The organism is Rummeliibacillus pycnus, from assembly GCF_002884495.1.
Taxonomy (GTDB): domain Bacteria; phylum Bacillota; class Bacilli; order Bacillales_A; family Planococcaceae; genus Rummeliibacillus; species Rummeliibacillus pycnus.
The window spans coordinates 434895-449036 of record NZ_KZ614145.1 but is presented as its reverse complement, the minus strand read 5'-3'; the positions used below and the strand labels follow the sequence as shown (position 1 = coordinate 449036).

At 35.5% G+C, this 14142-nt stretch carries 16 protein-coding genes; 3 read left to right on the top strand and 13 right to left on the bottom strand.

Annotation, left to right across the window (positions count from 1 at the left end; genetic code table 11):
- The first annotated feature begins 106 nt into the window (after positions 1 to 106).
- A complete protein-coding gene (locus CEF14_RS02235; RefSeq protein ID WP_102691343.1) occupies positions 107 to 328 on the top strand; it encodes a hypothetical protein in 222 nt (73 codons plus the stop codon).
- A gap of 194 nt (positions 329 to 522) precedes the next feature.
- Positions 523 to 1083: a GNAT family N-acetyltransferase gene (locus CEF14_RS02230; protein WP_102691342.1), complete on the top strand. Its 561-nt coding sequence runs from the start codon at positions 523 to 525 to the stop codon at positions 1081 to 1083.
- A 63-nt stretch (positions 1084 to 1146) separates the two neighbouring features.
- Here the strand turns inward: CEF14_RS02230 and CEF14_RS02225 are convergent, their stop codons facing one another.
- The 4 genes from CEF14_RS02225 to CEF14_RS02210 all read right to left on the bottom strand — a co-directional run bounded on the left by CEF14_RS02225 (position 1147) and on the right by CEF14_RS02210 (position 4081).
- The gene (locus CEF14_RS02225; protein WP_102691341.1) at positions 1147 to 1641 is read right to left on the bottom strand and encodes a cysteine hydrolase family protein; all 495 of its coding nucleotides are present in this window, start codon (positions 1639 to 1641) and stop codon (positions 1147 to 1149) included.
- Positions 1642 to 2017: 376 nt separating this feature from the next.
- Positions 2018 to 2446: a Fur family transcriptional regulator gene (locus tag CEF14_RS02220; protein ID WP_102691340.1), complete on the bottom strand. Its 429-nt coding sequence runs from the start codon at positions 2444 to 2446 to the stop codon at positions 2018 to 2020.
- 22 nt (positions 2447 to 2468) lie between these two features.
- On the bottom strand, positions 2469 to 3311 hold the full coding sequence (locus tag CEF14_RS02215) for a metal ABC transporter permease (RefSeq protein ID WP_102691339.1): 843 nt from the start codon (positions 3309 to 3311) through the stop codon (positions 2469 to 2471).
- Positions 3308 to 4081: a metal ABC transporter ATP-binding protein gene (locus CEF14_RS02210; protein ID WP_102691338.1), complete on the bottom strand. Its 774-nt coding sequence runs from the start codon at positions 4079 to 4081 to the stop codon at positions 3308 to 3310. The genes CEF14_RS02215 and CEF14_RS02210 overlap by 4 nt, the downstream gene beginning before the upstream one ends.
- Before the next feature lie 103 nt (positions 4082 to 4184).
- Here CEF14_RS02210 and CEF14_RS02205 point away from each other — a divergent pair, with 103 nt between their 5' ends.
- On the top strand, positions 4185 to 4430 hold the full coding sequence (locus CEF14_RS02205; RefSeq protein WP_102691337.1) for a DUF2624 family protein: 246 nt from the start codon (positions 4185 to 4187) through the stop codon (positions 4428 to 4430).
- 102 nt (positions 4431 to 4532) lie between these two features.
- On the opposite strand, the gene CEF14_RS02200 is transcribed toward CEF14_RS02205, so the two are convergent.
- From CEF14_RS02200 to CEF14_RS02160, 9 genes are all read right to left on the bottom strand, one after another.
- Entirely contained in the window at positions 4533 to 6071 is a 1539-nt protein-coding gene (locus tag CEF14_RS02200) for an acyl-CoA carboxylase subunit beta (RefSeq protein ID WP_102691336.1), read from the bottom strand.
- Positions 6072 to 6087: 16 nt separating this feature from the next.
- Positions 6088 to 6867, bottom strand: coding sequence for an enoyl-CoA hydratase (locus CEF14_RS02195; RefSeq protein ID WP_102691335.1), 780 nt, complete (start codon positions 6865 to 6867; stop codon positions 6088 to 6090).
- Positions 6839 to 7774, bottom strand: coding sequence for a hydroxymethylglutaryl-CoA lyase (locus tag CEF14_RS02190; RefSeq protein WP_102691334.1), 936 nt, complete (start codon positions 7772 to 7774; stop codon positions 6839 to 6841). Before CEF14_RS02190 ends, CEF14_RS02195 begins: the two co-directional genes overlap by 29 nt.
- Positions 7774 to 7986, bottom strand: a complete 213-nt coding sequence (locus tag CEF14_RS02185; protein ID WP_102691333.1) for an acetyl-CoA carboxylase biotin carboxyl carrier protein subunit — start codon at positions 7984 to 7986, stop codon at positions 7774 to 7776. Before CEF14_RS02185 ends, CEF14_RS02190 begins: the two co-directional genes overlap by 1 nt.
- A gap of 54 nt (positions 7987 to 8040) precedes the next feature.
- Positions 8041 to 9402, bottom strand: coding sequence for an acetyl-CoA carboxylase biotin carboxylase subunit (locus CEF14_RS02180; protein ID WP_102691332.1), 1362 nt, complete (start codon positions 9400 to 9402; stop codon positions 8041 to 8043).
- A gap of 13 nt (positions 9403 to 9415) precedes the next feature.
- On the bottom strand, positions 9416 to 11059 hold the full coding sequence (locus tag CEF14_RS02175) for an AMP-binding protein (protein ID WP_102691331.1): 1644 nt from the start codon (positions 11057 to 11059) through the stop codon (positions 9416 to 9418).
- Between the two features lie 34 nt (positions 11060 to 11093).
- Positions 11094 to 12236 (bottom strand): acyl-CoA dehydrogenase family protein, encoded by a 1143-nt coding sequence (locus CEF14_RS02170; RefSeq protein WP_102691330.1) that lies wholly within the window; start codon positions 12234 to 12236, stop codon positions 11094 to 11096.
- Between the two features lie 73 nt (positions 12237 to 12309).
- Positions 12310 to 12942, bottom strand: a complete 633-nt coding sequence (locus tag CEF14_RS02165) for a TetR/AcrR family transcriptional regulator (RefSeq protein WP_102691329.1) — start codon at positions 12940 to 12942, stop codon at positions 12310 to 12312.
- A gap of 518 nt (positions 12943 to 13460) precedes the next feature.
- Complete coding sequence (locus tag CEF14_RS02160; protein ID WP_102691328.1) at positions 13461 to 14126, bottom strand: hypothetical protein; 666 nt, start codon at positions 14124 to 14126, stop codon at positions 13461 to 13463.
- Between the last annotated feature and the right edge of the window lie 16 nt (positions 14127 to 14142).

Below are 14142 nucleotides of genomic sequence, written 5' to 3'. Positions count from 1 at the left end.
ATTGTGTTTTATATTTTCGAACAGCAAAACTACTATAAATGCTGAACCTCTAGTATAATATTCTGTGTAGTAAGGAATTCGATATCAAGGAGAGCGGTGAAGAATAATGGATTGGCAATATAGTATCAATCTCTTTGCAAACTGTTTTATTTTCCTCTTCTTTATTCAATATATATTTAGTATTTTTAAATCTTCTCGGAAAGATCTTTTATCGAAAATGTTGATCAATTGCCTTGTGATTTCTACAATTGTCATTTTATCAATACCTGTACTAAAAGAATGTGATATTCAATTAGGCTATTTAATTGAATTTCCATTTGAAGATTAATCGTTGAATCAAATTTCACAAGTCACGTTAAAAATAAGGACAATTCAATTAAAATGTTCTGAATTTTAATATGAATTTTGCATTATGAAATTGACTCAGTTATATTGTTAAGCAGAGTTCGTCTATACTTTAGACGAACTTTTTATTTTCATATAAACAAAAAATGGTAATATCTTAAAAAAGGAGGTTTTATAATGACAAAGAAATTGCCTCGTGTAATTTTGAGAGAACTACAACTTGACGATGTAGAAGCTCGTTATCAATGGTGTCTTGATAAAGAAGTGACAAAACATCTAAATATGCCAGATAAATATCCACCTTTTAGCAAGGATGAAACACGAAAATGGATGGAAATGTGTATCAACAAAACAAATGGTTATGATCAAAAAGCAATTCTTGATCAAGACAACAATCACATTGGCTGGATTGATTTGAAAAATTTTGACAACCTTAACAAACATGCTGAACTAGGTATTGCTATTGGAGACAAAAACTATTGGGGGAAGGGTTTTGGATTAGCAGCAATGCTCGAGATGCTTAAATACGGGTTCAATGAATTAAATCTAAATAAAATCTGGCTGAGAGTTGAAATTGATAATGAAAAAGCTATCAAATCTTATAAAAGAATAGGATATGTTGAAGAGGGGATTTTACGACAAGATAGACTACGAAATGGTAAATTCGTTGACCGCCTAAGGATGAGTATTTTAAAAAATGAGTTTTTACAAATTACTCAAAAGTTGAAAAAGTCATAGTCATCAACTCCGATTGCTACGACTTTTTTATATCTATATCCCCTGTTATTCTTCCAACAATTTCTATATAAACGTTAAAAATCGACGATCCCATAAATTCTCATGGTGTTGAATAATTGTTTTCGCTCCTAAAAGTTCATTGTTTAATGTTGTCGTTAACCCTTTTTTCATAAAAACTTTATAGCCTAAACCATGAGCCATTCGAATCGTCGTATCTACACAGTATTCTGTTTGCGCTCCGCAAATTTCAATTTTATGTATATTTAATTTTCTTAGTTCATCTTGCAAATTAGTCTTGTAAAAAGAATTAGCATGCGTTTTGTTGATATAGATATCCGATTCTTTATCATCTAACTCAGGGAAAAGTTGCCACTTTGTAGAATTAAGAATTAGTTCATGATCATGATGTTGAACAAAAATTATTGGATGATTTTCTTCTCTAAACAAACGAATTCTTTGATTTACCCCTTCTAGAACATTAGCTAAGTTATAAAGTGAAGCATCCTCTGGCTGAACACCTATTTGCAAATCAATAATAATTAATGCTGTCTTTTCCATCATCATTTTCTCCTTATCGATCCTTCATTTTATTATTCAATCATCATACTAAAAGTAATTGTAAGGAATAAGAAATATTTTATATGAGGGTAGTATTTAAAATTTTCTCCTATTCCTTACAAAGGTATATTATGATAAATAAAATATACATCCAGGTTAACACCTAATCAATATTATTTTTCTTTTAACAACATCTATTTAATTCTCTTCTATTTCTAATCTTTAAACTACGTAATTAGTACAAGAAATTATTAGTTTGTCATTACAACTTGTGTTGATATCAATAAAAAAAGCATACCATTTCAATTGTGATGTGGTATGCATATTCTATATGTTATTGATAATATTTTTTAGGAAGTAGCAGAACCAGTTAAAGTTACTTTAACTGGCTTTTCCTTATACACTCTGGACATTTACCATAAATCTCAAATTTATGATTCTCGATCTCATACTCTGGAAGTTGTTCCTGGAGCATATCCATTGGGCAAAGGTGGATTTCTTTAATTTTACCGCATTCCATACAGATGAAGTGATGATGATGATGTTCGGTTTCACATTGCATGCGAAAATGACGTTCTCCAGATAACTCGGTTTCTTCCAGTATACCTAATTCTACAAACGTAGATAAATTGCGATAAATTGTATCGTAGCTCATTCCAGGGTAGTCTTTTTTCATGACAACAAGCAGGTCGCGGGCTGTTAAATATTTTTCTGTAGCTTCGAACATTTCTAATATTTGTTCACGTTTATCTGTCTTTTTAAAGCCACTCGCTTTTAAGATTTCCCATGCTTTTGTTAAATTCATAACCCTAGTGCTCCCTTCAATCCTATGCGCGTATTGCCATCACAATTTTCTTTCCTAATATAACAAGTAATAATATTAAAATTGATGTTACTACAATTGTACCACCTGGAGCCAAATTTAAATAGAAGGCTGTCATTAAACCAATAATGACTGCAAGTTCTCCAAATAAAATGGCAAAGAAGATCGTTTGTTTAAATCCTTTTGCAATTCGGATGCTTGCAGCTACAGGTAATGTAATTAATGATGATACAAGTAATATTCCAACTATTCTCATACTAGCTGCAATGACAAGTGCAGTTACGACCATAAATAATAGATGGACTGTTTTGGCTGGTAGGCCACTTGCTTTTGCATATTCTTCATCAAATGATAAAACAAATAGTTCTTTGTAAAAAAGATTTGTAAATGCGATTACTAATATAGCAATTCCAAGGACAATCCATAAATCTTGTCTACTAACGGCCGAAACAGAGCCAAATAAATAACTAAATAAATCGGTACTAAAACCTTGTGCTAATGAGATGAAAATTGCACTCAAGCCAAGACCTGCTGACATAATAATTGGAATTGCCAATTCTTCAAAATGTTTATATAATCTGCGAAGTCGTTCGATTAGAACAGAACCCCCTACCGCAGAAAGAATCCCTAGATAAATAGGGTTTAATGTTGCAAATGCTGCGACACTTTGACTTAAGTATAAGCTTCCCGCAATACCAGCTAAGGTCACATGGCTTAATGCATCAGCGATTAAGGATAATCGACGAACAACGATAAAAACGCCCAGTAATGGAGCAATTACTCCGATAATAATGCCAGACAAGAAGGCATTCTGCAAAAAGTCATAGTGTAGGATGGATTCGATCATTTTTGTATCTCCTTATTGTCATGATGAATTTTACGTACTGCATGCCCGTACCATGCATTTAATTGATCATCGGATAAGGATTCATAATCGTCTTTATATCCATGGAAGTGGATTGTTTGATTTAAACAAGCCACATGGCTAATTGTATTGGATACTGTATCCACATCATGTGTCACTAAGATCATCGTCATATGAAGTTGCTCATTCAATTCAGTAAGCATATCATAGAATGACTGCACATTTTCGTGGTCAATTCCGACGGTTGGTTCATCTAAAATAAGCAATTTTGGTTCTGCTACTAGAGCTCTAGCAATAAAAACTCGTTGTTGCTGACCACCAGAAAGTTCACCAATATTACGATTTGCAAACTTCTCCATGCCCACTGCTTGTAAGGATTTCATCACTTTTTCTTGTTGCTTGGGCAAATGCTTTTTAAATAGGCCAATTTTTTTAGTAAGTCCACTTTCTACAACTTCCTTTACAGTAGCAGGAAATCCCGAATTAAAAGAATTGGATTTTTGAGAAACATAACCTATCCACTCTCTATGTTTAAAAGATGAACTTGGATTTCCAAACAACTTTACAGTGCCCTTTGTAGGTTTTAGTAAGCCTAAAATTATTTTCAATAAAGTTGATTTTCCAGAGCCGTTTGGACCAAGTAATGCTAAAAAATCACCTTCTCTTACTGTTAAAGAAATATTAGTTAACACTTGTGTATATTCATATTGAAATGAGACATTTTGTAATTCAATTAAAGGCTGCTGCGCCATACACTTCGCTTCTTTCTAATTCATAATCATTACGATTTACAAAATCAAAGTATAATAGATTAAGGGCGCTTTGTAAAGAACTAAAACTTGAAAGGATGAGTAAATGGATTACCTTACCCTATTAAGTGAAATCAACCGTAAATCAGATAAGGAGCTAGCTGAATATGCCAAAACTTATCAGATTCCACTTTCGAAAAAAGAAATACAAAAACTCCGCCCACTTCTTTCATCGTTTTCGATCCAATGGGTCTTAACAGGTATCCCCGATCACGTGATGAAAGAAATTGAAAAAATACTTGGTAAACAAAAAACAAAAGAGTTACTAGGTAAATACGGAAAATATATTTAATCAATGAAGTATAGAAGAATTTTAGCTACTTTCTACGAACAATAGGCGAAATGCTTTTCAATAGCATTTCGCCTTTTTAAGTAAACTATAATTGAACAAGTACTAAACGGGACTAACTCCATGTTTACGATTGGTAAATGTGATTTCCTTTGATTGGTAAACTTCCAAACGCTTCTCTAATGTTTGTCGTAGTTCATTTGGCTCAATTACATCATCAATGATTAACTCAGATGCTAAGCGATAGATATCAATTTCCTCTCGATATTCATTGCGACGTTCCTCAATAAATTTTGCTTGCTCTTCCTTTGGTAACTGTGCAATCTTATTTGCATACACAGCATTTACCGCTGCTTCTGGACCCATCACTGCAATTTGTGCGCCCGTTAATGCAATACAAACATCCGGTTCAAATGCTGGACCTGCCATTGCATATAACCCTGCTCCATACGCTTTTCGAACAATCACTGTAATTTTAGGTACCGTTGCTTCGCTCATGGCGAAAATCATCTTTGCTCCGTGACGAATAATACCCAGTTTCTCTACTTGCGTACCAATCATGAATCCTGGCACATCTGCTAGGAATAGTAAAGGGATATGGTAAGCATCACAAAGACTTATAAACTTTGCAGCTTTATCCGCAGAATCATGAAACAGAACTCCACCTTTTACACGAGGCTGGTTTGCAATGATCCCTACAGATTGTCCATTGATCCGGGCAAATCCAGTAATCATTTCCGCAGCAAATAATTTTTTCACTTCACAAAATGATCCTTCATCAATAATTCGATCGATTAAATCGTACATATTAAATGGAACATTTTGATTAGTAGGAATCAATTCTGCAATCGATTTCTCAAATGTAGCAGGTAGTTTCGGTTGTTCTAATAGAGGTTTGTTTTTAAAATTATCTGGAAAATAACTGATGTACTGACGGGCATAGGCAATTGCTTCTTGTTCTGTTTTTGCTAAAACATCTCCACACCCAGAAATAGAACAATGCATCTTAGCACCGCCCATTGTTTCAAGGTCAACTTTTTCACCGATCACCATTTCAGCCATTCGAGGGGAACCTAAATACATAGAAGCATTGCCTTCTACCATAACGACAACATCACAAAATGCTGGAATATATGCACCGCCCGCAGCAGAAGGACCAAATAGTAAACAAATTTGTGGAATTCGTCCTGATAATTTTACTTGGTTATAAAAAATACGTCCGGCACCTCGACGACCTGGGAACATTTCTATTTGGTCGGTAATACGTGCTCCAGCAGAATCTACTAAATAAAATAAAGGAACCCCAAGCTTATCAGCTGTTTCTTGAATACGAATAATTTTTTCTACTGTACGTGCTCCCCATGATCCTGCCTTTATAGTTGAATCATTGGCCATTACACATACTGTGCGGCCATGTATCTTTCCAATACCTGTAACCACACCATCTGCTGGTAAATCTCCAGCAAGTATATTAGCAAAGGTTCCATCTTCTGCAAGAATCCCATCATCAAATAACAGTTCTAGTCGTTCACGAACAAATAGTTTCCCCTGTTCTTTATTTTTTTCATGGTATTTTGCTTTTCCACCTTTAAGAATTGTATCTTTTAGTTGCTTATGTTTGTTTTCAACTGTTAATTCTGTCATTTCTCCCATCCCCCTTTTATTTGCCCTGATATACTGGTGTTCGCTTTTCTTTAAAAGCATTTAACCCCTCCAGTCGATCCTCTGTATGGAGTAAGCGACTATAAGCTAAAGATTCAATTTGCAGAGCCGTATGAATATCTGTTTGCAAACCTTCATTCATGGCTTTCTTTGCCTGAACAAGAGATAATGGCGCGTTTTTTGCCATTTCACTCGCAAGCTCTTTTGCTTTAAAAAGTAATTCCTCAGGAGCTACAACATGTTCAACGATTCCATATTCCTTAGCTTCGATTGCTGATAAACGACGCGCTGTAAAAATCAGCTCTTTTGCTTTACCAAGTCCGATTAATCTTGGAAGGCGTTGTGTGCCTCCAGCGCCTGGTATAATTCCAAGTGAAGCTTCAGTAAGGCCCATTTTTGCATGACTACTCGCTAATCGAATATCACAGGCTAGTGCTAATTCTAATCCACCACCAAAGGCAACACCATTAATGGCTGCTATCACTGGCTGCGCTAATGATTCAAACATAGTTACTGTTTGACCAATCATTGCAACTGTTTTCCTTACTTCTATTTCATTCATCCCGTTTCGTTCCTTTAAATCTGCACCTGCACAAAAAGCCTTGTCCCCTTGACCTGTGACAATAACAACGCGCACCCCTTGATGATATTGAATGGTTTCAAGTGTTTCCCTTAACTCCTTTAACATGTGTACAGATAATGCATTCGCTGCATCAGCTCTCGATAATGTTACGATTGCAATACCTTGTTCAATTTCTAAGTGAACGAACTGTAACATCAAAGTCCTCCCCTCGTGCAACTGCCACTAACTTTGAATTTAATCGTTTCTCCATTTTTTGTTCTAAAAATAATGCGGTCTGTTGAATTTTATCAAGACTGATTCCTGTTTCAATCCCCATTCCATGGAGTAAATACAACAAATCTTCTGTCGCTACATTTCCTGAAGCACCTTTTGCATATGGACAGCCACCTAGTCCGCCAATTGCACTATCAAACTTATTAATGCCATTTGAAAGACTTGTCATCACATTTGCTAATGCAGTTCCGCGAGTGTCATGAAAATGCATGGCTATTTGATTTGCGTTAAAATAGCGTAAGATCTCTTTTAAAAGAGTATCGACTTGTGTTGGTACACCAACCCCAATCGTATCTCCTAGTGAAATTTCTGTAACGCCCATTTCAAATAGCCTTTCAGCCACTTTTACTACTTGAGTCGGTTGTACATAACCATCATAAGGACAGGCGATCACAGTTGAAATATAACCACGCACCGTCTTCCCTGAAGATAATGCTCCTTCCACTACTTCCTTTAAAATAGGGAACGTTTCATCAATGGTTTTATTGATATTGGCTTTGTTATGTCCCTCACTTGCTGACATAAAGATACTGACTTCATCTACGTCTGCTTCTAATGCACGATCTAACCCCCTACTGTTTGGCACTAGTGCCGCATATGTAATACCTTTTTGACGTTTAATAGCTTTTAATACTTCAACAGCATCAGCTAGCTGAGGAATCCATTTAGGATGAACAAAGCTCGTTACCTCAATGTAATCGAGCCCTGTTTTACTTAACTTGTCGATGATTGCGATTTTATCTGCCGTTTCGATGAATCTTTTTTCGTTTTGCAGACCGTCACGTGGACCAACTTCTTTGATTTGAACACTTTTTGGAAGTGCGATCATTATTCGATCTCCACTAAATCATCATCTACATTAATGAAATCACCTTCTGCTGCAATCACCTGTTTTACCGTTCCCGTCTCTTCTGCTGCAATGGGAATTTCCATTTTCATCGATTCTAAAATCACGACATCTTGGCCAGCTTCAACTTTATCCCCTTCAGATACTAATATTTTCCAAACCGTACCTGCCATACTTGCTTTTACCATTGTCATATAATATCCCTCCATCGTAATGAATTACTATTTTAAAAATACGGAAATTCCAGTTTATTTACTGATCGTAGAATTTTCTGAATTATAAAATTCCTCTACGAATTTTGTTGTTGTTACTCCATTCTTAAACTGTTCATGTTTTACAACCTCTAATAACATAGGAATATTTGTGTGAATCCCCTCTATGACATAATTGGAAAGTGCGTCTACTAATTTTTCACAAGCTTCAATGCGGGTTGGAGCCCAAACGATTAGTTTTGCAATCATTGGATCATAAAATGGGGTAACTACGCTTCCTGATTCGACAGCAACTTCATGCCGAATACCATCACTTGAAGGTAAAACTAACTTCGTGATTTTTCCAGGTGAAGGGAAAAATGTGATCGGATGTTCTGCATAAATTCGTACTTCAATTGCATGACCATTTTTCTGTAGATCTTTTCTAGTTATCGTTAAATTCTCATCGTTTGCAATTTTTAGTTGTTCTTCTACTAGATCAAGTCCTGAAATTTCTTCTGTGACAGGATGCTCAACTTGTAATCTCGTATTCATCTCTAAAAAATAGAAGTTTTGTGTACGATCAACTAAAAATTCAATCGTTCCTGCATTTGTATAACCAATTGTTTTTGCTGCATTCACTGCTGCATCAAGCATTTTTTCACGTGTTTCCTGGGAAATAAACGGTGATGGTGCTTCCTCTACCACTTTTTGATTTCTACGTTGAATAGAACATTCTCGTTCAAAGACTGGGAGAATGTGACCATAGTGATCTGCCAAAATTTGTACCTCTACATGATGTGGCTCAGCAATATATTTTTCGATAAACATGGTTCCGTCACCAAAAAAGCTTTGTGCACGTTTTTGATTTCCCTCAAATGCTTTACGAAGTTCAATTTCATCATGGACAAGCTGCATGCCAATTCCACCACCACCTGCAGATGCTTTTAACATGACAGGATAACCAATTTCTTGGGCTATTTTTGCTGCTTCATCTGTATCTGCAATCGGTTCATTGACACCTTCTACAATGGGTACGCCTGCAGCTGCCATTGTCTTACGTGCTTTTAACTTACTACCCATAGCTTCAATAACTTCTGATTTAGGACCAATAAAAATGATTCCTTCTTCCTCTACACGTTTTGCGAATGTAGCATTTTCAGATAACAAACCGTAGCCTGGATGAATTGCCTCTACCTTCGACTTTTTAGCTATATCGATAATCGCATCTATATTTAAATAACTTTGAGATACCGGTGGCTTACCGATACAGTAGCTTTCTGTTGCCTCTCTAACATACAAACTCTCTGCATCAGCTTCAGAATAGATTGCTACTGTTTCAATCCCTAATCTATTACACGTACGTATGATCCTTCTAGCAATCTCGGCACGATTTGCGATTAGCACTTTTTTAAACATGATGAAGACCTCCTCATTTTAAGGATTTTGTAAACCCTTGGAATTGTTCACGAAGCTTAAACTTTTGGATTTTCCCTGATGCTGTCATCGGGTATTCATTCACAAAGTAAATATAACGAGGGATTTTGTGGCGAGAAATCTTACCATCACAAAATGCTCGAATTTCTTCTTCAGATGAAGTTTGACCGTCTTTTAAAATAATCCAAGCAGCTGCTTCTTCCCCGTACTTTTCATCTGGTACGCCTACAACTTGTACATCTTGTACTTTTGGATATTGATACAAAAACTCTTCAATTTCACGTGGATATATGTTTTCACCACCACGAATGAACATATCTTTTAATCTTCCGGTGACACGAACATATCCATTATCATCCATCGTTCCAAGATCGCCAGTATGAAGCCAATCATCTTCATCAATTGCTTCTCTTGTTGCATCTGGATTATTGTAATAGCCTTTCATTACAACATAGCCTCGTGCACAAATCTCACCTTGCATACCACGAGGTAATTCAATGTTTGTTCCTGGTTCCATTATTTTAACTTCAACATTCGGCAAGGCACGACCTACTGTTTCAACTTTCAAATGAATTGGATCTTCTGTTCGTGTTTGTGTTAATACAGGTGATGATTCCGTTTGACCATAACATATGGTAATATCACTCATCCCCATGACATTCATAACATCTTTCATCACTTCGATTGGACAATTGGATCCTGCCATTACTCCCGTCCGTAGAGACGATAAATCATAATTTCGAATATTCGGTAAATTCAACTCAGTAATGAACATCGTTGGTACTCCGTGTAAAGCTGTACATTTTTCTTTTTCAACAGTACGCAATACTTCTTCTGCATTGAACTCCTGCACTGGTACCATTGTTCCGCCAACAGAAACGATGGCTAATGTTCCAATTACACAACCAAAACAATGGAAAAATGGTACTGGAATACAAAGCTTGTCTTCACTTGTTAACTTCATACACTCTGCAATATTAATCGCATTATTGATTAAATTAGAATGACGTAACATGACACCTTTAGGGAAACCGGTTGTACCAGATGTATATTGAATATTTATAACATCTTCATAGGATAAGGACTTTTTACGCTCGGTTAGTTGTTCATCAGAAGTTTTTTGACCATTTGAAAGAAACTCATCATAACTAAATGTACCTGGATAATGATTTTCACTTATTACGATCACGGTTTTTAAAAGTGGTAAACGAGCACTTTCAAGTTGCCCAGGCTGGCTTGTTGATAATTCAGGACATATTTCATAAAGTGTTTCGATAAACGAATAATCACGAAATTGATCAATTAACACAATTGCTCGTGAATCAGATTGTTTTAGTAAATACTCAAGCTCTGTAGCACGATAATTTGTATTAACGGTTACAAGTGGAGCTCCCATCTTTCCAGATCCAAATTGTAATCCTGGCCACTCTGGCACATTAGTCGTCCAAACGGCAAAATGGTCACCTTTTTCTAGGCCGATTGCCATCAGAGCTTTGGCCACCTCATCAGCATGTTGGTTAAACTGTTCATATGTCATCCTCAAATCACGATCCGTATAAACAAGTGCTTCTCTGTCAGGATTTAATACCACTTTTTCTTCCAATAGCTCGCCAATCGTTTGATAAACAAGTTCTGCCATGCAAATTTCCTCCTAGTATTCATTTGTTCTAAAACTAGCAACCTAAAATACGAGAAATGACAACTCTTTGAATCTCGGAAGTTCCTTCGCCAATTTCCATTAACTTAATATCACGTAAATGACGTTCTACATCGTATTCTGCCATATAACCTGATCCCCCATGAATTTGAATCGCTTGATTACATGTTCTAAAGCCCATTTCAGAAGCAAACAATTTTGCGAATGCCGCTTCTTTTTTAAATGGCTTACCATGATCCTTTAACCACGCTGCCTTCATAACCATATTGCGCGCTAATTCAATTTCCATTGCCATGTCCGCTAATTTAAAGCTTATTCCTTGGAATTTTGAAATAGACTGGCCAAATTGTTTACGCTCTTTTGAGTAGGCCAGTGCTTTATCAAATGCTGCTTGTGCAATTCCAACAGATAATGCTGCAATAGAAATGCGTCCACCATCTAATGTGTTTAAAAACTGGCCAAAGCCTTTTTTCTCATCACCTAATACATTTTCTTTTGGGACACGGACATTCTCAAGGATGATTTCACATGTATTGGATGCACGAACGCCCATCTTTTTATAATCAGAACGAATTTTTACTCCAGGAGTATTCGTAGGGACAATAATGGCTGTAATAATGTTTTTCCCTTTTTCATTTTGACCTGTCACAGCTGTAACAACTATTTGGCGAGCATAAGATGCATTGGTAATCCAACATTTCTCCCCATTGATTACCCATTCATCACCATCTAAGTAAGCTTTTGTTTTTGTACCACCAGCATCAGAACCAGCATTTGGCTCTGTTAAACCAAATGATCCTAGCGTTTCTCCTTGCGCCATGGGTACTAAAAATTCTTGTTTTTGCTCTTCGGTACCAAAATTATAAAAAGGCGTTGCACCTAAACTTACTGCTGCTGCATAACTTAATCCTGTTCCCCCACAAGCACGTCCTATTTCTTCAACTGCTAACGCATATGAAATTGTGTCTCCACCTGAGCCGCCATACTGTTCTGGGAACGGAATTCCGAAAAGACCTAACTCAGCCATTTTGTCAAAGCTCTCTTTTCTGAAAGTATGTGTTTCATCAAGTTCACGTGCATATGGTTCGATTTCAGCCTTTGCAAAATCGCGGACCATATCACGGATCATTTGCTGTTCTTTCGTTAATTCAAAATTCATCTATAATTCCTCCTTTTTCTGTAACTTTCCGGTACCGACTAGTCGGTTTGTATTCATATTAAAAAAAACGGATTTAGTTCTGATAACCTTGAAGTAACAACTGGTGTGAACTTGCTTCTTCATAACCTTTTGGTGTTACAATTCCTCTAAGTATTAAATCATTAAAATACAAGGTTATTTGTTCCATTGTTAGTGATCCATTTTGTCGATACCATTTATACGTCCAATTCACTAATCCGATAATTGCCATTGTTGTGATTGTTGTAGAAATTTCTTTTCGAAAATACCCCGTTTTCTTCCCGTCTTCTATCACTTGTTCGATTAACTTTCGGTACTCACTGCGTTTCTCTTTAATGATTAGTTTATAATCTGGAGGTAAATAGGTTCCTTCCTCATAAAAAACAATGATATGCCGATTATATATATCAAATACATTTGTAAATGAATACAACATATCACACAGCTTTTCAATGGGATTATCACACCCGTCATAAGCTTCTTTTGTTTGCTGTAAAACATAGGAAATAAACACATTATGAATTTCATATAAGAGGGCATCTTTTGATTTAAAATTATGATAAAAACCGCCTTTTGATGTTCCCGCCTGTTCAACAATTTCATCAACAGAAACACCGTGATACCCTTTTTGTTGGAATAAATCCAAGGCTGTTTCAAGAATACGTTCCTTAATCGATTGCTTGGACATACATATCTCCCCATTTGCAAATCCTTGTGTATGAGTACAGATAAGCTAGAATAGTCTTGCTAAAAATTCACATTTAATACAATTACAATATATCACCAACTTTCTATAATGTCTATAACTTGTATTTATTATTCTATAAAAATGCATAATATTCTACTTTTTGTATTTTTAAGTTATATCTATTTAACGATTCTATTAATATTTCATCCGTTTTGCTAAAGATCGACACTTAGAAACAAAAACTGACGTATTTTACTCCATTCATATGCATTAAAAAGATAAACGGGTTCATACATTAAGTCATGAAATGAAAATACATTTACCTTTTATTTTATGTATGAAAGAACCTTTTTATGAATTTTTTATATAAAAATATTTAATAATAGATTATTTTGCAATATACGTCCATTGATCGATCAGTAGAGTTGGAGATGCAAAAGAAAAAGACAAGCAACTGTTGCTTTTTAACAATCAGTTGCTTGTCTTTCTATTCGTTTTGTGTTTGCTTCATAAACTATTTAATGTATCTTATCATCAACTTTATCTATATGAAGTAGCAATAGAATTGCGTCTATCAAAGGGTCCAGTGGATTTAAGATTCTTGCATTTATATTGTTTACGACTTCAGCCATTGACAACTGTGCAACTGCCAAATTATCCGAAGCATGGTTGATGATCTGGCTTAATTGCTTAAAAACAATTTCATTATGTGCTTTTGTATTTCCATCCATTAAATATTCAAACGCGCTAGGTATAATTTCTATGCTGTAATGTATGGTTTTCTTTTTTTGTCGTAAAAAATCGTTAAGCCTTTTAGTTGTCCCTTTCACCGTTTCAGGGTTTGTAAAAATTAGCTTTTTAGGAGAAGGTAATTGTGAAAACCTTTTAAAAAATGGTTCATCAATTTTAATAATCGGTATTTTCCACTTATTTGTATCATCTAAAATTGCACTATAATTTGTACATGTAATCACAATTGCATCCACCCCGATAGCAGAAATCCACTCAATCTTTTCCATGACCTTCTTCTTTGCTTCTTCAGTTGTGAATGAAGGATCTGTAGAAATACGTATGATTAATGCTGGATCTACAAAATGATGTAGCGTAATCGGATATTGCGAAAGTGCTTTTTCAAGATAGTTAATATTTGAATAATGTGCGTGCAAACATCCTACTATTTTCATTATTCCCCCCTAATTA